Raw genomic sequence first — 21,483 nt, 5'->3', positions numbered from 1 at the left:
CTACGGGGCCTCCCGTGCGGCCGCCGGGGCGCGGTCCACCCACTGCCGCATCCACAGCTCGAAGCAGATGAGCGACCAGAGACGCGCCGAGCAGTCGCGGCGGCCCGCGTCGTGGGTGGCCATGAGCGCTTCCACCTCCGAGGTGCGGAAGATGCCGCGCTGCCGGGCCTGCGGCCCCAGCAGCACATCACGCGTCATGTCGTGAAGCTCGCGGCGGAACCAGGCGCCCAGCGGCACGCCGAAGCCCATCTTCTTCCGCGTGAGGATTTCCGGCGGGAGGTCATTGGCCATGGCGCGCTTGAGCAGGTACTTCCCGGTGCCCTCTCGCAGCTTGAGGCCGGACGGGATGGTCGCCACGAGCTCCATGAGCCGGTGGTCCAGGAGCGGCACGCGAGACTCGAGCGACACCGCCATGCTGGTCCGGTCCACCTTGGTCAGGATGTCATCGGGCAGATAGGTGGCGATGTCGATGTGCTGGAGAGCCGATACATAGTCCGGCGCGCCGGCCTCGGCGGCCAGCCGCGAGAAGACCGCGGGATCCGCGGCGGAACGGGCCAGATCGGCCAGCTCGTCGGACAGGAGGCGGCGGAGCGTCTCATGGCGCTGATAGGTGACCAGCCGGAAGTACCGCTCGAGCGGCTCGGCCCCGAGGAGCCCCGCCCAGGCCTGACCGGGCGCACCGGTCGGCAGGAGGGCCGAGGCGAGCCGGCAGAGCGGATGGGCCAGGCGCGCCGGCCCGCTGTCGAGGCGCTCGTGGAGCGCCAGGGCCCGGGCGTAGCGGCGGTAGCCGGCGAAGTTCTCGTCGCCGCCATCCCCGGAGAGCGCCACGGTGACATGCTCGCGGGTGATCTTGGACACGTAGTAGGTCGGAATGGCCGAGGAGTCGGCAAATGGCTCGTCGAAGTGCCAGGCGAGCTTGGGCAGGACGTCGAGCGCATTGGGCTTGACCACCAGCTCGTAATGGTCGGTGCCGTAGCGGGCGGCGACCTGGCGGGCGAAGCGGAGCTCGTCGAAGTCGGCCTCGTCGAAGCCGATGGAGAAGGTGCGGATAGGCGCGGAAGAGGCCTGAGCCATCAGGGCGACGACGGTGCTCGAGTCCACGCCGCCGCTCAGGAAGGCGCCGATGGGCACATCGCTGACCATGTGGCTCTGCACGGCATCCGCCAGCTCCGCCCGTAACCGCTCGATCCACTCCTGTTCCGTCGGGCCCTGGTCGGGATCCAGGCGAAGCGTCCAGTAGCGCGACACCACGGGCTCGCCACCCTCCAGCGGTAGCACCAGGGTGGAGGCCGGCGGCAGCTTCCGGATCGCCTTGAAGATGGTGCGGGGCGCCGGCACATAGTGATAGGTCAGGTAATCGCCCAGCGCGTCCCAGTCGAGCTCGCGCGGCACGCCGGGGTCCTCGAGGATGCCCTTGATCTCGGAGGCGAAGAGAAGCCGCCGTCCGTCCCAGGCATAGACCAGCGGCTTGATGCCCGCGCGGTCGCGCGCCAGGAAGAGCCGGCGGGCCCGCTCGTCCAGAATGGCGAACGCGAACATCCCGCGCAGCCGGGTGACGCAGGCCGGGCCGTCGGCCTCGTAGGCCCGCAGGATGACCTCGGTGTCGGACGTCGTGGCGAAGCGGGCCCCGCGCGACTCCAGCTCGCGGCGCAGCTCGCGGAAGTTGTAAATCTCCCCATTGAACACGATCCGGATCGCGCCGTCCTCGCTGGCCATGGGCTGATCCCCGGTGGCCAGGTCGATGATGGCCAGCCGCCGGTGACCGAGCCCGGCGCCGCCGCGGCAGACGATGCCCTCACCGTCCGGGCCGCGATGGGCCTGGACCGTGGTCATGGCGCGCAGGAGCGCCTCATCCACGGGGTGACCCGTCAGGTTGACGATCCCGGCGATCCCGCACATGGCTAGCCGCGCCTCACTTGAGCCGCTCCCACTGATGGGGATAAAAGACGTATCCGGTGGACTCGCGTGAGGCCGCGCGGTGGCCGTCCACCACGAGCCGAAGCGCGCGCCGGCGGAGGTCGTAATAGCGCCTCGTCGCCGGATCAAGGACATAGACGTCCAGCGTGTACGCGCCCTTGTTGAACAGCAGGGGGCTGAGCGTCAGACGAAGGACGCCGTGATCCACCGGCGCCGTGACCTTGATCGAGTCTGGATCGGTGACGACGCCTCCCAGATCGTAGCCGTGAACATCGTGGACGGAGACGCCGAACACGACTCCGGGGATCGGTCGTGACGCCGAGTAGGTGACGTCAATGACCACCGTATCCTCGCGATCGAAGCGGTTCTGGGACCGCTCGCTCGCGTCGGCCATGGCGACGTCGAGAATGGAAATCGGCCGATCGCCGCCGCTGTCCCGGGCTTCGTGGTGGCTGTCCTCGGCGCTCATGTCCGCGGTGACATGCTCGAGGTATGCATCCACGACGGCGTCGGAATCCCCGAACATGCGGATCGTGCCGTGGTCAATCCAGAGCACAGTCTTGGCGTGCTCGGTGATATTCGGCAGGTGGTGGGAGACGAGGATGATGGTTTTGTCCTGCTCCTTGAGCTCGGCCAGCTTGTTCAGGCACTTGGCCTGGAAGGAGGCGTCGCCGACCGCCAGGATCTCGTCGATGAGCAGAATGTCCGGGTCCGTGTGAGCGGCCACTGCGAAGCCCAGCCGCATCTGCATGCCGGAGGAATAAAACTTGATGGGGGTATCGATGAATCGCTCGACCTCGGCGAAGGCCACGATCTGGTCGAACTTGCGCTGAACCTCGCGGCGGGTCATGCCCATGATGGAGCCGTTCAGGAAGATGTTCTCCCGACCGCTCAGGTCCGGGTGAAAGCCGGCCCCGATTTCGATGAGCGAGCCGAGCCGGCCGTTGGTCACGAAGGAGCCAGTGGTAGGCACCGTGACCCGAGACAGGATCTTCAGCAGGGTGCTCTTCCCGGCGCCGTTCATCCCGATCAGTCCCAAGACTTCGCCGCGCTCGAGCGAGAAGCTGACGTCGCGAAGGGCCCAGAACTCTTCGCGCGGCTGGACGTCGCGGCCGAGAAGGCGCGCCGTGAGGCGCCCCACCTCGTCCTTGAGCGAGGTGACGTACCAGCCGTGGCGGAGCCGGTATCGCTTGGAGACGCCGGAGAGCTCGATGGTCGTGTCGGACATGAGGGCGCGGATCCCTTCAGATCACATCCGCGAAGGAGCGCGCGGCGCGTTTGAACACCGAGAGCGCGATGGCGGTAATGATGACGGTGATGGCGACGCTCATGCCGAGAGCCGGTAGCTCGGGGGCGGTGCCGAGGATGAGCGCGCGACGGTAGCCGTCGATGATGGCGGCCATGGGATTGAGCATGTAGAAGGGATGGAGCCACCCCGGAATCACGCTGATCGGGTAGGCGACGGGCGTGGCGAACATCCAGAGCTGGGCGACAAGCGGCAGGGCGTGACCCATGTCACGGAAGTTCACATGAGCGGCCGAGGTCAGGCTGATCACGCCGAAAGTCAGCGTGATCTGCACGAGGAGCAGCGGGACGACCCACAAGGCAGCCAGCGAGAGCGACACCTTGTAGTAGAAGAGCATCCCGACGAAGAGCAGCGAGGCCACGCCGAGGTCGAGGAGTCCCGCCAGGAGGACCGCGATCAGGAGAGTCTCGCGCGGGAAATAGATCTTCCGGATCAACGTGGCGTTCGACACCATCGCGACGGTCCCGCCGCTGATGGCGTTGGAGAAGAAGGTCCAGAAGATCAGGGCGCTGTAAGCGAAGACTGGATAGGGGATCCCGTCGCTCGGCACCTTGGCAAAGAGCGAGAAGACCAGGGTGAAGACGACCATCATGGACAGCGGCTGGAGCAGGGACCAGGCGACGCCGAGCGCGGTCTGCTTGTAGCGCGCCTTGATGTCGCGCAGGGCGAAGCTCGAGATCAGGTCCCAGTGCCGGAAGACGTTGACGAAGGTCTCACGCATGACGCTTCCTCGAGGGCAGAGGACGGGGCGAGGGCAGGGGACGGCGCGGCGCTCGAGCCGGTAGAGCCAACGCCGAGGCAACCGTTGTCCGCCCGCGTCGGGCCGGGACCGGCGCAGGCACCAGGGCTTTCTCCGCCTCGTTCGAGAGCGCGCGGAGCATGACGCTGGACGCGACGAAGTAGAAGTAGAGGTCGAAGTAGGCGACCGTAATGAAGGCCCCGGCAATCATGTACGGGTAGAGGCAGAGCTGGGTCATCTCCGCATAGTTGGCGAGGTAGCCGTACTCCGCGTGTCCCCGCCACCGCTTCCGGATCCGCCGCAGGGTCACCAGCGTGCCGGCGAGGACAAGGAGATAGAGGCCGAAGCCCAGGAAGCCGTGTTCTGAGAGCACCTCGAAGTAGAGGCTGTGGGTGTCTCGGACCGCCAGGAAGTCCGACCCGTAGTAGATGTTCCAGATGTCTTCGTTCCACAGGGCCCGGAAGCCGCCGCCCGCGAAGGGATGGTCGAGCGCGATGTTCCAGGCGGTGCGCCAGGCCTCGAATCGCCCCTGGACGGAGGTGTCACGCGTCGCGGCCGATTCCTGCTCGCCGATGGATTGGATCCGCTCCCAGAGACGGTCAGGCAGGAACGGGGCGGCGACGAGCGCTCCGATGAGGAGGACTATCCCGAACCGAAGGCGCCAGGGGGAGCGCCAGATCAGGACGGCGAGGATGATCACGAGTCCCAGAAAGGCGCCCCGCGAGTAAGTAAAGACGATGGCGATGATGGTGAAGAAGAAGGTAACCCGCAGGACCTTCTTCAGCCAGGGCCGGGGTTCCTCACGCGAGAGGTACAGCAGCATGGGGAGGATCATGCAGAGCGCCAGCCCGAGCGTGTTGTTGTCGGCAAAGAAGCTCATGTCGGGGCCGAAGACGCGCTCGCCTCCGCCGGTCCGCAGGACCCAGACCCCACCCTTGAGCCCGTAGAATCCCAGGCCGAGCGCCGTGACCATGTAGAGCCAGCGCAGCCGGGCCCGCTCCTGGAACAAGGTCATGGTCACGAAGGTCATGAGGAGGACCTTGCTCACCCACACCCACTTGCCCCATGCTTCCTGCGGGTTGTAGGCGAGCATGGTGGTCAGCGTGAAGTGCGCGGCCAGAAGCAGGAGCGCAAAGACCGTCCACGTCCGCGGAATCGGCTTCCGATCCTTCGTGAACACCCAACCCACGAGGGCTGCGCCCCCGATCAGCATCGCGACAGGGAGCGTTCGTCCGAAACCCCACGTCAGCCCATGCGGCACCATGAATGCGATCCAGTACCAGGCGAGGATACCGAGCCAGGGGCGGATCAGGCTGACCGGCACGAGCCCGATGAGGACAATGAGAAAGACGACGTCTCTCAGCCCGCTCATGAGCGCTCCCCGGCGACGAAGGCGATTCTGGGCGCTGAGATCATCATTCCACCGTGACGCTCTTGGCCAGGTTGCGCGGGCGGTCGACGTCGCATCCCCGCAGCACGGCAATGTGGTAGGCCAGGAGCTGGAGCGGGATGACCGTGACCAGAGGCGCCAGGAGGTCGGCTGCCGCGGGCACGATGAGCGCATCGTCCGCGCGGCGGGTCATCTCGTCATCACCGCGATGGCAGATGGCGATGACGCGGCCGCCCCGAGCCTTGGCCTCTTCCACATTGCCCACCATCCGGTCGTAGGAGCCGTCCCTCGGGGTGAGCGCGACTATCGGCATGCGTTCGTCGATGAGCGCGATGGGGCCGTGCTTCATCTCGCCGGCGGGATAGCCCTCGGCGTGGATGTAGGAGATCTCCTTGAGCTTGAGCGCGCCCTCGAGCGCGATCGGGTACTGGACCCCGCGGCCGAGGTAGAGGAAGCCCTGGCATGCCGCCAGATCGCCGGCGAGCGCGCGGACGGGCCCGTCGGCGGCCAGCGCCTCTCGCATCAGCCCCGGGATCTCCAGCAGCTCGGCGAGCCGCTTCTGGCCGTCGCGCGGCGCGAGGAAGCCGCGCCCGAGCCCGAGCGCCAGTCCGAGCAGGTAACACGCGGTGATGGTGGCGGTGAACGTTTTGGTAGAGGCCACGCCGATCTCGGGACCGGCGTGGGTGTAGATCACGCCCTGGGCCCGGCGCGCAAGGGCCGAGCCCACCACATTCGTGATGGCCAGCAGCGGCGCTCCGCGCTCCTGAGCGGCTCGGGCGGCACCCAGCGTGTCGGCGGTCTCTCCCGACTGGGATATGGCCACGACCAGCGTGTCTGGCCCCAGAATGGCCTCGCGGTAACGGAACTCGGAGGCCATGTCTGCCTCGGCCCCGAGCCCGGCCAGGCGCTCGACCATGAAGCGCCCGATCAAGGAGGCATGGTACGAGGTACCGCAGGAGACGAACACCACGCGCTTCAGCCTGGCCACCAGGTCCGGATCCAGGTTGGCCTCGGGCAAGACCACCGCGCCCTGCTCCGGAAGCACGCGCCCGCGGAAGGTGTTGGCCACCGCCTCGGGCTGCTCGTGGATCTCCTTCAGCATGAAGTGCGGGTAGCCGCCCTTCTCGGCCATCGCCGCGTCCCAGGTGATGACGTTGGGCCGTCGCTCGACCGGCCGTCCGTCGAGCGTGGAGAGCATCAGCGTGTCGGAGGTCACCACCGCCACCTCGCCATCCTCGAGAATGGTGACCGAGCGAGTGTAGGGGAGGACCGCCGGGATGTCGGAAGCGATGAACATCTCCCCGTCGCCCTGGCCGACGACAACGCTGCCGCCCCCCAGCTTGGCCGCGACCAGGCGGCCGGGTTCGTGCGCCGCGAGCATGCAGAAGGCGTAAGCGCCGCGGACGCTGCGGAGCGCGGCCTTGACCGCCGACGCCAGGTCGACGCCGCCCACGTGGTAGCGCTCGATCAGGTGGGCCATAACCTCGGTGTCGGTCTCGGAGCGGAAGCGGTGCCCGTCAGCCTCGAGCTCGGTGCGGAGCTCGAGGTAGTTCTCGAGAATGCCGTTGTGAACGACTACCAGACGTCCGGTGCAGTCTGCGTGGGGATGGGCATTGGCGTCGGACGGGCGCCCGTGGGTGGCCCAGCGGGTGTGGCCCAGCCCCGTCGAGCCCCGCACCGGCTCGCGCTCGACGAGGTGGCAGAGCTGCTCGATCTTCCCGGTGGCCCGCCGGATCTCGAGCCGGTCCTCGACCTGAACGGCGAGGCCGGCCGAGTCATAGCCTCGGTACTCCAGCCGCCGGAGCCCGTCGAGCAGGACGCCGACCGCATCACGCTTCCCTACATATCCGACGATGCCGCACATGCGCGATCGTTCTCCTCAGGCGCCCGTCAGCCGGTAGTAGGCCAGCTTGAGGGCAAAGGTGGGCAGGTGAGCCTCCCAGGGGCCTCCACGCCGGAGCTCGAATGCAGGCATGGCAGGTCCGTTGAGACCCCGGCGCGCGCTCACCGCGCAGGTAAAGCCGCACTCCTGCACGAGCCGGACCGTCGTCGAACTATAGTCTTCGGGGCCACCGTTCGGATAGGCGAAGGCGCGGACGGGCACGCCCAGGGTCCGCTCGATAGCGTCCTTGGATCCCTGGATCTCCTCGCGGGCGCGCTCCGGCGTCACGCGCGACAGGATGGGATGGGTCACGGTGTGGGCCCCGATGGAGAAGCCGAGCCCGCGCAGGGCGTCCACTTCCTCCCAGGTGAGCATGACTCGCTTTGGCCGCCCGGGCCCCCGGGGTCGGAGATCGGCCACCAGCCGCTCCACCGCTCGGCGGCGCTCGTCGTCAGGAAGAGTCTTGAGCCAGCCCATCGCGAGCTTGAGGCCGGCGAGCCGGTCTCCTTCGGTCTCGATGTGTAGCGGCTGGCAGCCGGGGAGCGTGACATCCCTGCGCCGGGAGAGCTTGAAGGCGAGGGCTACGCGATCGAACCACGGCACATCCGGCGTCCCGATGTAACCCGTCGCCAGGAAGATGGTTGCCGGCAACCTGTGCTGGGCCAGGATCGGGGCCGCGTGGCTCAGGTTGTCGCGATAGCCGTCATCGAAGGTCAGCGCCAGGGCGTTGCGGGGCGCCGTGCCCTGGCGCACGCGCTCCACGAGATCTTCCACGGCCAGCACCCGGTAGTGCCGTGCGATGTGGGCAATGCGCGCCGCGAACACGACCGTGGGCATAGCGGGCAAGAACGGGTCGTGGTCGTCGTTGACCCGGTGGAACGTCAGGATCGGGAAGCCACGTCTGGGGCTCGCGTAGATGGCCGCCGTCGCGATCGGACCCAGGAGGCGGCTGTGGTAGAGGGCGCTCGAGACCGCGCGGATGGCCTGATCCCTGAGGCTCATGCGACGTCTCCATGGTGCCCGTGCCAGAGCTCCAGCATGAGGAGCGACCACAGCAGATCGCCGTAGAACGGGGTGCGGTCATCCTCGTGGAGCCGGAAGAGCTCCTCCATCACTCCGGGCGCGAAGTACCCACGCTCCCGGCTCCGGCGGGACAGGAGCGTGTCCCGCGCCAGTTCGCGAAACGGCCCGTGGGTGCGGAGCCAGTCGCTGATGGGCAGTCCAAAGCCGTGCTTGACCTTGGCCAGGGTGGCCGCCGGGAGCAGGGTCGAGAACGCGCGTTTGAAGAGGTGGCGCTTCTCCGTTCCCCGGACCTTGTGCCAGGCGGGGAGGGTGCCCGTGAATTCCACCAGCCGCGGGTCCAGCATCGGGAAGCGCACGGCGATGCCGGCCAGCTCAGCCATCCGCGTCACTTTGAATAGGTCGTTATCGCCGATGGTGATCTTGAGATCGACATAGAGCAGCCGGTTGAGCTCGCTCCGGGCGGTGACGGCGTCAAAGTGGCGGCGGGCGATCCGGAACGGAGCGTCCGCGGTGACCGCCGAGAGAAAGTCCGGGTGGAGGAGCCGTAGGCGCTCGCGGGCGATGAAGAACTCTGTGGAGTAGAACCGGTCGGGATTCGGCTGCGACGCCCGGCCGACATAGCGCTGGGCCTTGCCCAACACGTCCATGCGGCCCGGCTTTACGGCGCCCAGAATGGGCTCGATCAGGCCCTTCCGGATCGCTCCAGGGATCAACCGGTAGCGGGCCAGAATCTGTTCGCGGCGGTAGCGCTCGTTGCCGCCGAAGATCTCGTCGCCGCCGTCCCCGGCCAGGATCAGCCGCATTCCTGTCTCGCGCGCCTGGCGCGCGCAGAGGAAGGTGGGCAGCGCCGAATTGTCGCCAAAGGGCTCGTCGTAGGCTTCGACCACCTCGGGCAGGCAGCTGAAGGCGTCATCGGCTGTGACCACGCGGGTGTAGTGGGCGGCGTCGAAGTGCCGGGCGGCCAGCTCGGCGTACTGGAGCTCGTCGTACCGAGTCTCGAGGAAGCCGATCGAGAAGGCGTTGACGCGCTCGCCCGTCAGGCGCGTCATGAGCCCCACCACAGTGCTGCTGTCGGTGCCGCCGCTCAGGAAGGCCCCCGTGTGCTTCGGGTCGGCGCCACGGAGTGCATCACCTACCGCCTCTTCGGTGTGCCGGCGGAGCGACGCCGAGGCAGCGGTGCGTGAGATCGCCCGCTCCGTGTACCGCATGTCCCAATAGGGCTCCACACGGAGCCGGCCGTCCTCCCATTCGAGGAGATGGCCCGGGGGCAGCCGCCGGATGGCGCGGTAGACCGTCTGCGGGGCGGGGATCGCGCTGTAATTGAGGTAGGCGTAGACCGCCTCGGGATCCACCGCCGATGTCGTCCCCGGCAGCGCCAGCGGGACGCTGACGCGGGTCCCGAAGGCGATGCCCTCTGGTGTCGCCGCGTAGTAGAGGCGCCGGATGCCGAAGCGGTCGGCGGCCAGCAGGAGGCGACGGGAGCGCGGCCACCAGAGCGCCAGCGCGAAGCCCCCGCGGAGAGCCGCAAGAAACCGGGCGCCGTGGCGGCGATAGCCGTCCTCGAGGACGCGGATCGTTGGCTCGACCTTCGAGGAGCCGCGGATCTCGTCCAGGTTGGTGAGGTCGTGATCCATCGCGGCCGCCGCGCCGTCCCACTGCGCGCATGCCGCCTGCTCCCCTTCGGTCGCGAGGAGGGCGCCCGGGAGGCCGATCCGGGTCCCTCGACCGGCACCGGGATCGGCGAGGGACCCGAGGGAGAGGCGGCCCGGTTCGACCGGGCGCGTCGGATCGCGATAGACGAGTCCGCCGATGAGGCTCATGCCGGGTTTCCCTGGCGTCGAAGCTTTCGGATCGCCGGCACCGCGCGGGCCTCGAGAGCGTACAGCGCCGCGCCGTACGTCCCGGGCCGGTAGATGCGCAGCCCCACGGTTTCGTGGGCGTCCGAGGTCCAGCGTGACTTGTACTCGTTCTCCCCCGGGCCCATGTCGTACTCGTGCACTCCGGACCGCGCGAACAGGGCGCGCGCGATCTCGGCGTTGAGATGGGTGCCGGGAGAGAGCTCCTCGGGGAGGGACCCGTCGAATTCCGCCCTCAGCGCATGGACCCGCCCGCCGTCCTCGAGCTGATACTCGGTCGCCACCGCGCGGCCGTCGAGGCGGAGGACCCAGAGGCGGAGCCACCCGCGCGCGCTGGCGCGCACGGTAAGCTCGCCGAAGAACTCCGGCATGCGCGGCATGGTGGCGATGGCGACCTGGCGAGGCGCCTTCCAGCTCCGGCGCGAGACGTCGAGGAGCTCGGCGAAAACCCGCCCGTCGGGCTGGACCTCGCGGTGCTGCTCGACGGCGAGAGTCCCCGCCTTGGCCAGGCGGTTGGCGACGTTGCGGATGGTCTTCTTGAATCGCTGGCTCTTGCCGGCCCAGAATTCCTCCCACGTGCCCGACACCACGAGGGATGGAGAGCGGAGAACGCTCGTCTGGTGCCAGCGGAAGCGGCCGGGGAGCCAAGCCTCCAGCGCCTTGACCGTGACCGAGGTGGCCGGCAGCCCGGCGAGCGCGAGCACGTCCCAGTCCTCACGCCTGGCGAGGTCCTTCATGACGGCTTCGATGATGGGCTCTGGAGGCCCGACGGAGAGCCAGTCTACGAAGGGAGTGTCGGGTACGTGAAGGAGGCCCACGAATCGGGCAGGGACGCCGTGGAGATCGCCCTTCCACCTGACAAGGGGCACGAGCCCCACCGGGCCGGCCGCGTCCTCGACCACGAGCGCCTCCGGCTGGCGGTCCGGAAGGGCGGCGTTCCAGCAGCAGACGAACCAGTCATGGCTGTGGAAGGGCGAGGTCTGTCCGCTCTCCGCCACGACGGCGTCCCAGACGGGGGCCAGCGCGTCGAAGTCCGCGCGATCGGTGATGCGACGAATCTTCATGGTTTCGCAGGCGCCTCAGGGGCTGCCGCCGGCCGGAACGCGCGGGGCGTGATGCTCAGGACGCGGTCGACCACTTGGGCGACGTGGACAGCCGCGGCTTCCCATGAATGGTGCGCGCGGACGAAAGCCCGGCCGCGGCTGCCCACCTCCGCGCGCATGGACTCGCTGCTGAGCAGCTCGACCAGGCGGCGGGCCATGGCCCCGGGGTCGTCCTTGACGTACACCTCTTGATCGAACTTCGCCCATAGCCCGTTCAGGCTCTTTCGGCTCGCCACAAGCGGCACGCCAGCGGCCATGGCCTCGAGCGCCCCCTGGCGCGCCCCGTTGGAGTCGCCTGAGGGCGAGACGGCGACGGCGGCGTGTCGGAAGAGGGCCCGAAGGTCCACGCCGTTGCCGACGATCTCGACGCCGGGCAGCCGCGCCAAGCGTCGCGCGGACCGGGGCAGGTACCGGCCGGGAATCACGACACGAGCGCCGGCCACTTGAGCGCGGACCGCGGGCAGCACCCCGCGGCAGAACTTTGTGGCAGCGTCGAACCCGCCGGCGCCCTCGAGGGAGCCGGTGAATGCGATGACCGGCTCGGCCGCCCGATGGGGGCCCGCCGGATAGCGCTCCGGATCCACGCCGTTCTGGACCACGACGACGGGGACCCCGGGAGCGAAGGAAGCAATCCGCTCGGCGGCCTGGACGCTCGACACCATGGAGACCGTGGCCCGCCGGGCGGCGGCCTGCTCCAACTCGCGCACCCTGGCCGCCTCGGCGCGATAGAATCCCGCCTTGAGCCGGGGGCTTCCCGCAGCGCGGCGCTCCCACCACTCTGAGTCGAGGTCCCCGAAGTCGATCACCAGCGGCCCTGGGCGCTCCAGGTCGAGCGCGTGCTGGATCATGCCGGCCGACGCGGCGTAGACCACGTCGAAGGGGGAGGTCCGCTCACGGTCGCGGAGGCGGGTGCGAAGCGCGGCGGAGTCGAAGTACGTGAGCTCGACCGACGCCTTGGCGAACAGGCGGAGCGCGCTCCACAGCCGCCGGAGGCGGCGCGGCACGACGGCGAACTCCATGTCCGGAAACTCGGCACGCAGCGCCAGGATCGTCCCCGAGTGGTCGGGGACGTCTGTGGCAAAGGCGAGCGTGAGCCGGTGACCATGGACGAGGTGTCGGGCGAAGCGGAGGAGCCGCTCCGCCTCCACCGGGTACCGTGCCGAGGGCACCCACGGACCGAGCATCAGGATTCTCATCGGGCGTCGGCGTTTCGCGAGGTCACGGCAGGTACCTCGTGAGACGGGGTCCGAGCGCCTTGGTCACGGCGAGCGGCAGGCGCTTCCAGGCCGCGATGGCCAGGCGCATCTTTGGGTTGGACGGGCTCAGGTTCGGGATGGAGCCCCGCTGCAGGATGTACTGGTACGGCAGGGCCTCAGGCTCGAATCCCCAGTGCCGCTTGAAGTGATACGGGCCGGTGCCCTCGCGGCTCCTGCCGAAGTCGAAGATCTGGTAACCCGCCGCGGCCACGCGACACATGAGCTCCCAGTACATAAAGTCATTGACGGCGAACTGGGAACCCGCGCCGAGCGCGCCGCCGTAGTAAGGGAGCGCCCGGTCCTCATAGAGAAGGGTGAGCACGCCGGCGAGAAGTCGTCCCTCGCGCCAGATGGTCAGCAGCTCGCAGTCCTGCTTGAACTCCTGGGCGATGGCGCGGAAGAGGGTGCGGGGGAAGACCGGGGAGCCCAGCCTTCGGACGCTCTCGGCGTAGACCTCGTAGAACGCGTCCAGATGCTGGAGCCCGAACTCCGACCGGAGGCCAAACTTGACGCCCTGGCGGATCATCCGCCGCTGCTTGCGGGGGATGGCCGCCATGTTCTCCTCGGAGTCGGCTGAGATCGGACGGGCGAACGTCACGTACAGCGACTTGGTCGGCAAGTCCACCTGCTGGCCGCTCCTGTGGCGCAGTTCCACGTAGTCGGCCCGGCGCTCCCGCGCCAGCCGGGTGGCGGCTTCCAGCAGCGCCGCGCGCGCCTCGGGGGATGTCGCGCAAACGCCGCCGTAGACCCCGTAGGGTACCGAGACGAGCCCGCGCCCCCCGAAGAGGCCCGGTACCTCGAACAGCGGCAGCACGCCTTCCACGCGGTCCGAACCTGCCGCCATGAGGTAGTGGGGCCGATGACCGAACGCGGCCTCGACCACGCGCTTCCACGCCAGCAAGTGGAACGGGCTCCCGTGGACGGCGGAGCGGACGAACGCGTCCCACTCGACGGTCTCCGTGGTGAGCGGTCTGATTTCCACGGCCTGCTCCTACCGCTCACCCAGCAGGACGGAGACGATCCGTCCCGCCGCCTTGCCATCCCAGAGCTCCGGCAGCTCGCCGGCGGGCCAGTGGCCCCGGCCCACGTCCTGCCAGCCGGCGTAGATTGCCTCGGGTTCTACTCCCACCAGCCTGTTGGTGCCCCGTTGGATGGTGACAGGCCGCTCAGTATTGGTCCGGAGGGTGAGGCACGGGATACCCAGGGCCGTCGTCTCCTCCTGGATGCCTCCCGAGTCGGTGAGTACGCAGCGCGCGTTGGCCATCAGCTGGACGAAGTCGAGATAGGCCAGGGGCGATACCAGGCGGAGGCCGGGCATGTCCGGCATCTGCCCGTTGAGGGCCTCGAGGCGCTGGCGGGTGCGTGGGTGGACCGGGAAGACCACGGGCAGGTCCGCCTGGATCCGCTCAATGGCGGCAAGCATGCGCCCCAGGGCCCGGTTGTCGTCCACGTTACTCGGCCGGTGCAGCGTAAGCACCGCGTACTGGCCCGCTGAGAGCCCGAGCGTGGCCAGGATGGCGGACCGTTGGGCGCGCTCGCGACAACGGAACAGCGTGTCGATCATCACGTTGCCTGCGAAGTGGACGCGATCGGCGGGAATGCCCTCGCGAGCGAGGTTCTCGTTGGCCGCCGGCTCGGTCGTGAACAGGAGATCGGAGATCTGGTCGGTGAGCACCCGGTTGAGCTCCTCGGGCATGCTCCGGTCGAAGCTCCGGAGACCGGCCTCCACGTGGGCGACGCGGAGTCCCAGCTTCACCGCGGTCAGCGCGCCGGCGAGCGTGGAGTTGACATCTCCAACTACGATCAGCGTGTCGGGCCGTTCGGCGACCAGTATCGGCTCGAGCCGGGCCATGATCTCGGCGATCTGCGCCACGGCGCTGGCTGCCCGTACCCCCAGATTCACGTCGGGCTCGGGCAGCTCCAGGTCGGCGAAGAAGCCCCCCGACATCTCCGCGTCGTAGTGCTGGCCCGTGTGGATCAGCGTGGTGGAGATGCCGCTGCGCTGGCGCAGCGCGGCCAGGATTGGAGCAACCTTGACGAAGTTCGGGCGCGCCCCCACGACGGCCGCGAGCTTCACGACGCCTCTCCGCTAACGAGGACGCCGGTCTCGGCGAGGACCTGCGCGGCGGGGGCGAAACGGAAGTCTGCGAGGAGCCGGCACAGCTTGTCCTCGGTCTCGTCGATGTTGATGGAGTGGCGGAGCCGGGTCAGCCGCCCGACGGACAGCCGGGGCTGGTGTCGATCGAGCTCCCACGGGTGGAGGTAGACCACGGCCGGCTGGCGCTCGACCTTGTTGAGGTGTCGAATAGCGAGACGCGTGAGCCCGTAGGGGAGAAGGCGGAAGTAGCCGCCGCCCGCCACCGGCAGTCGCCGCCCGAAGACGGAGAGCGTCGAGAGGGGCAGCTCGGCGATGGCACAGCCATTGCCGACGATGGGGATCCGGTTGGCGAAGATGGGGATCCGGTGGGCGAAGCGTGGGGCGTCCGGGATGCCGTACCGGTCGTGGACGATGGGGAAGATGCTCGAGTCGTACCGGAAGCCGGCCTCCATCAGCACCTCGAGGCTCCACAAGGTCTGGCGCGTGACGGAGAACGTCGGCGCCCGGTACCCGATCACGCGGGTTCCCGCAATGTCCTCGATCACCTTCTTCGCTCGCTTCACATCCTCGGCGAATTCCTGCGGGGTCAGTCGCGAGATCATCTGGTGGCTGTACCCGTGGCAAGCCAGCTCGTGCCCGCGGGCATGGATCTCCTGGACCAGGCCCGGCTGGCGCTCCGCCACCCAGCCCAGGACGAAGAACGTCGCCCGGACGTCGGCGTAGTCGAGCATGTCGAGGAGGCGTTCGGTAGGGTCGACCACGCGGCTGCCGAACGTCGGCCAGTCCTCCGGTCGAACCACGCCCGCGAAGGCCTCCGCGTGGAAGTACTCCTCGACGTCAAACGTCAATACGTTATTCATCTGCACCGATCTCAGCCAGGGCCGGATCGTTGGACTGCTGATATTCAGTCAGGGACTGGACAACGCGCGAGAGTCCGGAGACGAGAGAGACCCGTGGCACGTAGCCCAAGAGCTCGGCGGCGCGGCTGGCCTGAGGCTGCTGCGTTCTCGGGAGGGAGGCGGGCTCGGGCCAGGCACCGGCAACTGGCTGCAGGCCCAGGAGCCGACTCAGGATGGACAGGACCTCCTGGACCGACGCGGTCTGCCCTGAGCCGACGTTGATCGTCTGGCCGGCCGCCGCTGCTGCCGTCGCGGCGGCCACCGTGGCATCCACGGCATCGTCCACGTAGGTGAAGTCGAGAGCCGCCGCGGCATCGGCATCCATGACAGGTCGGCGCCGGCGCAGCGCGTCGATGAATGCCGAGACGGTCAGGCTGTCGTCCACCCTGGTCTGCCTCGGGCCGTAGACCGTGAAGTAGCGGAGGGCGACCGTCTCGAGCCCGTGCTTGGTGTAGAACACGCGGCAGTACATCTCGCCGGCCAGCTTGGACGCCGCGAAGAGCGAGGCGGGCTGGACCGGCCCGTCCTCCATCACCAGGCCGGGGGACGGAGAGCCATAGACGGAGGCGCAGGAGGCGAACACCACGCGACCCGCCCCCTCCGCCAGGGCCGCCTCAAGGACATTGAGGGTGCCCTGGACGTTGACCGTGTGGAACTCGGCCGGATCTGAAAAAGAGGCGCCGCTCGGTGGCAGCGCGGCCAGATGGAAGACACCTGCGACCCGGCGCATGGCCCGGCGCACCAGCTCGCGGTCACGGATGTCGCCGAGAATGACCTCGAGCCGAGTCCCGGCAGAGGGCGCGGCCGCGGCCTCATCGGACCGCCAGCGGGCGGCCGCCCGAAGATTATCGAGCGAGCCCGTGGACAGGTTGTCGAGGACCCTCACGCTTGCTCCATCGGCCAGGAGCCGATCGACGAGGTGGGAGCCGAGGAAGCCGGCGCCGCCTGTGACGAGAACGGTGGACATAGGGACCTCTTAGAGCGTCACGATCCAGGGCCGGGAACGTCGGTAGTCCTTCATGGCATTGCGTGTGTCGACGACCAGCGTGGCGCGGTCGGCGACCATCGCGTAGTCGAAGGCCGAGTGGTTGGTCAGGATCAGCACGCAGTCGGCGGCCGCGACGGCTTCGGCCGAAGGCTCCACCGCCGCGAGCTTCAGATCGCCGAGCGCCAACTGCGGGACGAAGGGGTCGGCGTAGGAAACCTGGGCGCCTTTGCGGGCCAGCGTCTGGATGATCTCGAGGGCAGGTGACTCACGGATGTCGTTGACGTCGGGCTTGTAGGTGACGCCCAGGACGAGGACCATGGCCCCGCGCACCGCCCGGCCGCGCTCGTTCAGCGCGTCGGCTACCAGGGTGACGACGTGCTCCGGCATGGCGCGGTTGATCTGGTCGGCGAGGGCGATGAACTGCGTCTCGTGGCCGGCGAGCCGGATCTTCCAGGACAGGTACAGCGGGTCCACCGGGATGCAGTGGCCGCCGATGCCCGGACCCGGGTAGAAGGGCATGAAGCCGAACGGCTTGGTCGCCGCCGCCTCGATCACCTCCCACGGGTCCACGCCGATCTTTCGGCAGGCGACCGCCAGTTCGTTGGCCAGCGCGATGTTCACGCTGCGAAACGTATTCTCGAGCAGCTTGGCGGTCTCGGCGACTCGCGGGCTCGAGGCCTCGAACACCGAGCCCGTGATCACGCGGTACAGTGCCGCGGCCAACCGCGTGCAGGCCGGCGTCACCCCGCCCACCACCTTCGGGATGTTGGCGGTGGTGAACTGCCGGTTGCCCGGGTCCACGCGCTCCGGGGAGAATGCCAGGAAGAAGTCGCCGCCGACGACCCAGCCACGGGATTCGAGGCGAGGGAGGACGACCTCCTCAGTGGTGCCGGGGAAGGTTGTGCTCTCGAGGACCATCAGCTGTCCCCGGCGCAGATGGGGCAGCAGACTCTCGAGCGCCGCCAGGATGAACGAGATGTCGGGCTCCTTGCTCTTGCGCAGCGGCGTCGGGACGCAGACGATCAGGACGTCGCTGGCAGCGGCGACCTCGAAGGTTGTCGTGGCGGTAAGGCGGCCTTCCCGGACCAGGGGCGCAAGGGTCTCGCCCGTCACGTCGACGAGGTACGACGCACCCCGGTTCAGGAGACTCACCCGCTCCACGTCCAGGTCGATGCCGTGCACCCGGAAGCCCGCTCGGCATAGCTCTACCGCCAGGGACAGCCCGACATAGCCCATGCCGACCACCGCCACAGTTGCCGCTCGCGTATCGATTCTGCGTTCCAGCGTGTCAATCGAGGTGCTCACGAGTTCGTTTCCTTTCGGGGTCCGACGGCGTTCGGCCTAGTTGTGGTAGTACGCGGAGTAGCGTCGGTAGTAGTAGTTCACGGACTTGAGCGGCATGCGGTTGACGACCACACCGATCACCGGCGTGCCGGAGTGCTCCAGCACCTCTTTGGCCCGGAGTAGGTCGCGGGGCCGCGTCGAGCCCGAATCCGCCACCAGGATGATCCCGTCGGCGGCGGCGGCCACGTAGAGGTTCTCCGGAATGAGCAGGGCCGGGGAGGAATCTATCAGCACGTAGTCGGCCTCGGCCGACATGCCCGCCAGGACCTCCACGAGGCGACGCGTGCCAAGCCCGGCGCGGGCTGGCACGGTCAGCCCGGAGCCGCGCGGGGCCAGCCGTACGCCGTCGCTGATCTCGGTCAGCGAATGGCTTAGGTCTCCCGTGCCGGCCAGCAGATCGGTGAAGCCACGCTCGTTGTTGGTCTTGGCGGTGCGGTGGAGGGTGGGCCGATGGAAGTCGGCGTCGGCGATGATCACGCGCTTGCCGACCTCGCCGAGAGCCAAGCCGAGGTTGTACACGACAGTGGACTTCCCCTCGCCCGGCAGGGCGCTGGCCACGAGGATTCGGTGGAGCGGCATCTCTTCGGCAAGAAGCTGGATCTCGACGCGCAGGCGCCGGATCGCGTCCAGGAACAGGATGTAGTCTTCCCCAACGACGTCACCGGGCTTTGCGGCCCGCTGGCTGAACAGCACCCGGCGCGACTGCACCAAGGGCACGGCGGACAGCACGGGCAGCCCGGTGATCTGGCGAGCGTCGTGCTCAGTCTGGATGGGTCGGTTGAAGTACTCGACGACTCCAGGTCCCGCCACGCCGACGACGAAAGAAAGAGCCAGGGCAATGCCAAGGAACTTCAAGCGCCTCTCGTTGGGGGCTGGACTTGGCGTCCCGGGTGGATCGATCACCTTCACGGCGTTCATTTCACCCTGCTCGCGGAGGCGAGCGGCGCCCAGCTTGTCCTGGAGCAATGTCGCCAGCTTGCGGTTCGTCTCTGCTTCCGAGGCAAGCCGGCGGTACTCGAGCTCGTCTTTGGAAAGACCGGCGAGATTCTTGCGGTGGGCCGACGCCTGCTCGCGCAGCGCGCTCTCCTGAGCAGTGAGCGAGACGACCGAGGTCTCCAGCGCCCCCACCATCTCCGCGAATGCCGCCCGATCCTGAGCGGGGACGCTGCTGCCGGTGAGGTCGGCGGAGGTCGACTCCTTCACCGCGTCCCCCAGGTCGCGCTGAACGTCGGCAATCTGCTGGCGAAGCGAGCGGAGTCGCGGATGGTCGTCCGGATAATTGCCCTTGGCCTCGACCAGCTGGGCCTCCAGGCTCGACAGCTTGGCCCGGAGCCTGCCGGTGTTGACCGACGAGGGCGCCGCCGCCGCCGGGGTGGCCTTGGGCGGCGCGCCCGGCATGGCTTCCAACTTGGCGCGCAGCCCAGCCAGGCGGGTCTGGCTCATGTTCTTGTTGGTCTGGACCTCGGCGATGCTGCTCTCGAGCTGGGACAGGCGGCCGGCCGTCTCGGAGAAGCGGTCCGGGACCCTTATGCCGCCCTTGGAGAGCGTGAATTGGCTCAGGGTGGTTTCGCTGGCGTTGAGCGCTTCGGCCACCTGGCCGGTCTGCTGGGTCAGGTACTCGCGGGTGCTCTTGGCGTCATCGATGTTGAAGGAGCGCGTCCGGGTCACGAGGACGTCCATGTAGGTATTGGCGATGTCGAGAGCCACCCGGGGCTTGGAGGCCTCCGCAATGATCTCGACGATGCCGCCGCCCCGATGGGTGGAGAAGCGGACGCGCGCAGCCTGCATCTCCATGAGGGCGCGCCGCTGGGGACTCTCGACCAGAGGCTCCTGGCCCTGGAGCCGGCGCCACGAGTTCTGGAGCTCCAGCCAGTAGTCCCGGCTGTAGGGATTCTCCATCAGGTCCTCGACCGAGGCCCGCGGCAGCGCCTCGATGACGGCCTCGGCGAGCGCCCGGCTTTGGAGGATGGCCATTTGCACGGGCAGGGGCCGGTTGGGGGAGAACTCCTGGAAGATCGGCACCCGCTCCGCCTTGTTCTCGAGGTAGACCACCGCGCTGGTCCGGAAGCGAGGCGGTTCCTTGGACAGCGTGTAGGCGGCCGGCAGGAACAGGACCAGGCCAAGCGCCGCGGCCAGGATGACCCAGCGCTTGCGCCGGCTGAACAGCGAGAGACCGACCTGCTTGAGGTTCGTCAGAATGTCCATCGGTCAGCCTGCTCCTTAGGTGACGAATGTGAGAAGTGCCGTCATCATCGGCCCCGCGCGAACAGAACCACCTGGACGGTGTTGAGCAGGATCAGGAGGTCCAGGAACAGGGAGAGGTTCTTGATGTAGTAGAGGTCGTACTGGAGCTTCTGCAGCGCATCGTCCACCGAGGCGCCGTACCGGTACTTCACCTGCGCCCAGCCCGTGATCCCCGGCTTGACCGAGAGGCGCTCCATGTAGAACGGGATCACCTTCTGAAGCTCGTAGACGAACTCGGGGCGCTCGGGTCGCGGGCCGATGAAGCTCATGTGGCCGACCAGCACATTGAAGAGCTGGGGCAGCTCGTCCAGCCGTGTCTGCCGGAGAAAGGCTCCGATCCGGGTGATCCGGGGATCGCCGTCCTGGGCCCAGACCGGCCCCGTGTCCTTCTCAGCGTCCTGGCGCATGGAGCGGAACTTGTCGAGGATGAAGACGCTGCCGTTCTGCCCGAGGCGCGGCTGGCGGAACAAGACGGGCCCGAGAGAGTCGAGCTTGATGGCGACGGCCACGGCGGTCATGACCGGCAGGGCCAGGACGAGGCCGAGGAAGGCCAGGGTCATATCGAGGAACCTCTTGACGACCTCCGTCCGGCGCGTCTTGACGAAGCCGTCGGAGAAGATGAGCCAGCTCGGGCGGAGGGAGGTGACGAGGATCTTCCCGGTCGCCTTCTCGTAGAAGGTGGGCCAGTCCTCGACCTGGATACCCCGCAGCCGGCAGTCGAGGAGAGCCTTGGCCGGGAACTGGCCCCTCCGCTCGATCTGGGCCACAACCAAGAGGTCGGGGTGCGTCTCCTCCACGATGGCGGTGAGGTCCTTGGTTTTGGCCAGGAGCTCGTAGCCCTCGGGAAGGGAGTCAGCGGCCCCCAAGGCGTCGTCGAGGAATCCGATGATGGTGAACGGCCGAGAGCTGGTCGGCACCAGCTCCGCGATGGAGCGCGCCACCGGGCCCACGCCCACGACCAGCACGCGGAGCTTCATCCGGTCGTGCGCCGACGCGCTGAGCCACGCCGCGCGCCACGCGGCCAGACCCAGGGTCGCGGCCATGACGATGCTGAAGAAGGCGAAACGGCCGAGTCGGAGCGACGGCACGGCGAACCCCACGGCCGCGATACCGATGCCCGCGGCGCCCTGGCAGATCAGGAGCCGGGCAATCATCTCCCGCCGGCCGAGCCCGAGACGCATGTTGTAGAGATCGCCGAGGTAGAGAGCAAACGTGATAAGAGCCGCAACCGAAAGGAGCTTGGGACCCGTCGCTCCGCGTCCTACCCACATGCCGCCGGCATCGGCGGCAAGGAAGGAGAGGGCGACGATCGCCTGATCTCCCGCAAAGATCAGGAGGGCCAACCCGGGCACGTAGTGTCGGAATATTCTGAGCACGGTGCTCAAAGAGACGCAAGGACGGTGCCACTTCTCCCCGAAGGAGCCGAAGATAACTCGTT

Annotated in this window: 16 protein-coding genes; all 16 read right to left on the bottom strand. The window is 68.2% G+C overall.

The features are described 5' to 3' along the window. Genes asnB through Q7W02_03060 form a run of 16 tightly spaced genes read right to left on the bottom strand, consistent with a single transcriptional unit; the run spans nt 1 to nt 21,421 of the window. Nucleotides 1–1,899: an asparagine synthase (glutamine-hydrolyzing) gene (gene asnB / locus Q7W02_03135; GenBank protein MDO8475185.1), complete on the bottom strand. Its 1,899-nt coding sequence runs from the start codon at nt 1,897–1,899 to the stop codon at nt 1–3. 13 nt (nt 1,900–1,912) lie between these two features. After that, the gene (locus Q7W02_03130) at nt 1,913–3,145 is read right to left on the bottom strand and encodes an ABC transporter ATP-binding protein (protein ID MDO8475184.1); all 1,233 of its coding nucleotides are present in this window, start codon (nt 3,143–3,145) and stop codon (nt 1,913–1,915) included. Between the two features lie 16 nt (nt 3,146–3,161). Further along, nucleotides 3,162–3,944 (bottom strand): ABC transporter permease, encoded by a 783-nt coding sequence (locus Q7W02_03125; protein ID MDO8475183.1) that lies wholly within the window; start codon nt 3,942–3,944, stop codon nt 3,162–3,164. Continuing rightward, nucleotides 3,937–5,334, bottom strand: coding sequence for a putative O-glycosylation ligase, exosortase A system-associated (locus tag Q7W02_03120; GenBank protein MDO8475182.1), 1,398 nt, complete (start codon nt 5,332–5,334; stop codon nt 3,937–3,939). Before Q7W02_03120 ends, Q7W02_03125 begins: the two co-directional genes overlap by 8 nt. 43 nt (nt 5,335–5,377) lie before the next feature. Next, complete coding sequence (gene glmS, locus Q7W02_03115; GenBank protein MDO8475181.1) at nt 5,378–7,216, bottom strand: glutamine--fructose-6-phosphate transaminase (isomerizing); 1,839 nt, start codon at nt 7,214–7,216, stop codon at nt 5,378–5,380. Nucleotides 7,217–7,231: 15 nt separating this feature from the next. Then, nucleotides 7,232–8,236 (bottom strand): polysaccharide deacetylase family protein, encoded by a 1,005-nt coding sequence (locus tag Q7W02_03110; GenBank protein MDO8475180.1) that lies wholly within the window; start codon nt 8,234–8,236, stop codon nt 7,232–7,234. Beyond that, nucleotides 8,233–10,077: an asparagine synthase-related protein gene (locus tag Q7W02_03105; GenBank protein MDO8475179.1), complete on the bottom strand. Its 1,845-nt coding sequence runs from the start codon at nt 10,075–10,077 to the stop codon at nt 8,233–8,235. The genes Q7W02_03110 and Q7W02_03105 overlap by 4 nt, the downstream gene beginning before the upstream one ends. Continuing rightward, entirely contained in the window at nt 10,074–11,177 is a 1,104-nt protein-coding gene (locus Q7W02_03100; GenBank protein ID MDO8475178.1) for a GNAT family N-acetyltransferase, read from the bottom strand. Before Q7W02_03100 ends, Q7W02_03105 begins: the two co-directional genes overlap by 4 nt. Continuing rightward, nucleotides 11,174–12,400 (bottom strand): glycosyltransferase, encoded by a 1,227-nt coding sequence (locus Q7W02_03095; protein ID MDO8475177.1) that lies wholly within the window; start codon nt 12,398–12,400, stop codon nt 11,174–11,176. The genes Q7W02_03100 and Q7W02_03095 overlap by 4 nt, the downstream gene beginning before the upstream one ends. 34 nt (nt 12,401–12,434) lie before the next feature. After that, complete coding sequence (locus tag Q7W02_03090) at nt 12,435–13,454, bottom strand: FemAB family PEP-CTERM system-associated protein (protein MDO8475176.1); 1,020 nt, start codon at nt 13,452–13,454, stop codon at nt 12,435–12,437. A gap of 9 nt (nt 13,455–13,463) precedes the next feature. Further along, nucleotides 13,464–14,549 carry a UDP-N-acetylglucosamine 2-epimerase (non-hydrolyzing) gene (gene wecB, locus Q7W02_03085; GenBank protein ID MDO8475175.1) on the bottom strand — a complete coding sequence of 362 codons (1,086 nt, stop codon included), beginning with the start codon at nt 14,547–14,549 and terminating at the stop codon, nt 13,464–13,466. Continuing rightward, nucleotides 14,546–15,430, bottom strand: a complete 885-nt coding sequence (locus Q7W02_03080; protein MDO8475174.1) for a DUF3473 domain-containing protein — start codon at nt 15,428–15,430, stop codon at nt 14,546–14,548. Before Q7W02_03080 ends, wecB begins: the two co-directional genes overlap by 4 nt. Continuing rightward, the gene (locus Q7W02_03075) at nt 15,423–16,436 is read right to left on the bottom strand and encodes an NAD-dependent epimerase/dehydratase family protein (GenBank protein MDO8475173.1); all 1,014 of its coding nucleotides are present in this window, start codon (nt 16,434–16,436) and stop codon (nt 15,423–15,425) included. The genes Q7W02_03080 and Q7W02_03075 overlap by 8 nt, the downstream gene beginning before the upstream one ends. Nucleotides 16,437–16,445: 9 nt before the next feature. Continuing rightward, nucleotides 16,446–17,762, bottom strand: coding sequence for a nucleotide sugar dehydrogenase (locus tag Q7W02_03070; protein ID MDO8475172.1), 1,317 nt, complete (start codon nt 17,760–17,762; stop codon nt 16,446–16,448). Between the two features lie 36 nt (nt 17,763–17,798). After that, on the bottom strand, nt 17,799–20,006 hold the full coding sequence (locus tag Q7W02_03065) for a P-loop NTPase (GenBank protein ID MDO8475171.1): 2,208 nt from the start codon (nt 20,004–20,006) through the stop codon (nt 17,799–17,801). 44 nt (nt 20,007–20,050) lie between these two features. After that, nucleotides 20,051–21,421 (bottom strand): TIGR03013 family PEP-CTERM/XrtA system glycosyltransferase, encoded by a 1,371-nt coding sequence (locus tag Q7W02_03060; protein MDO8475170.1) that lies wholly within the window; start codon nt 21,419–21,421, stop codon nt 20,051–20,053. Between the last annotated feature and the right edge of the window lie 62 nt (nt 21,422–21,483).

Source organism: Candidatus Rokuibacteriota bacterium (assembly GCA_030647435.1).
Lineage (GTDB): Bacteria > Methylomirabilota > Methylomirabilia > Rokubacteriales > CSP1-6 > AR37.
This window is presented reverse-complemented; position numbering and strand designations above follow the sequence as displayed.

Excerpts from the sequence above, each read along its gene's own strand:
- Q7W02_03080 (MDO8475174.1), bottom strand. The coding sequence starts at position 15,430 with ATGAATAACGTATTGACGTTTGACGTCGAGGAGTACTTCCACGCGGAG.
- Q7W02_03100 (MDO8475178.1), bottom strand. The coding sequence starts at position 11,177 with ATGAAGATTCGTCGCATCACCGATCGCGCGGACTTCGACGCGCTGGCC.
- asnB (MDO8475185.1), bottom strand. The coding sequence starts at position 1,899 with ATGTGCGGGATCGCCGGGATCGTCAACCTGACGGGTCACCCCGTGGAT.
- glmS (MDO8475181.1), bottom strand. The coding sequence starts at position 7,216 with ATGTGCGGCATCGTCGGATATGTAGGGAAGCGTGATGCGGTCGGCGTC.
- Q7W02_03105 (MDO8475179.1), bottom strand. The coding sequence starts at position 10,077 with ATGAGCCTCATCGGCGGACTCGTCTATCGCGATCCGACGCGCCCGGTC.
- Q7W02_03075 (MDO8475173.1), bottom strand. The coding sequence starts at position 16,436 with ATGTCCACCGTTCTCGTCACAGGCGGCGCCGGCTTCCTCGGCTCCCAC.
- Q7W02_03125 (MDO8475183.1), bottom strand. The coding sequence starts at position 3,944 with ATGCGTGAGACCTTCGTCAACGTCTTCCGGCACTGGGACCTGATCTCG.
- Q7W02_03130 (MDO8475184.1), bottom strand. The coding sequence starts at position 3,145 with ATGTCCGACACGACCATCGAGCTCTCCGGCGTCTCCAAGCGATACCGG.
- Q7W02_03095 (MDO8475177.1), bottom strand. The coding sequence starts at position 12,400 with ATGCTCGGTCCGTGGGTGCCCTCGGCACGGTACCCGGTGGAGGCGGAG.
- Q7W02_03120 (MDO8475182.1), bottom strand. The coding sequence starts at position 5,334 with ATGAGCGGGCTGAGAGACGTCGTCTTTCTCATTGTCCTCATCGGGCTC.
- Q7W02_03110 (MDO8475180.1), bottom strand. The coding sequence starts at position 8,236 with ATGAGCCTCAGGGATCAGGCCATCCGCGCGGTCTCGAGCGCCCTCTAC.
- Q7W02_03065 (MDO8475171.1), bottom strand. The coding sequence starts at position 20,006 with ATGGACATTCTGACGAACCTCAAGCAGGTCGGTCTCTCGCTGTTCAGC.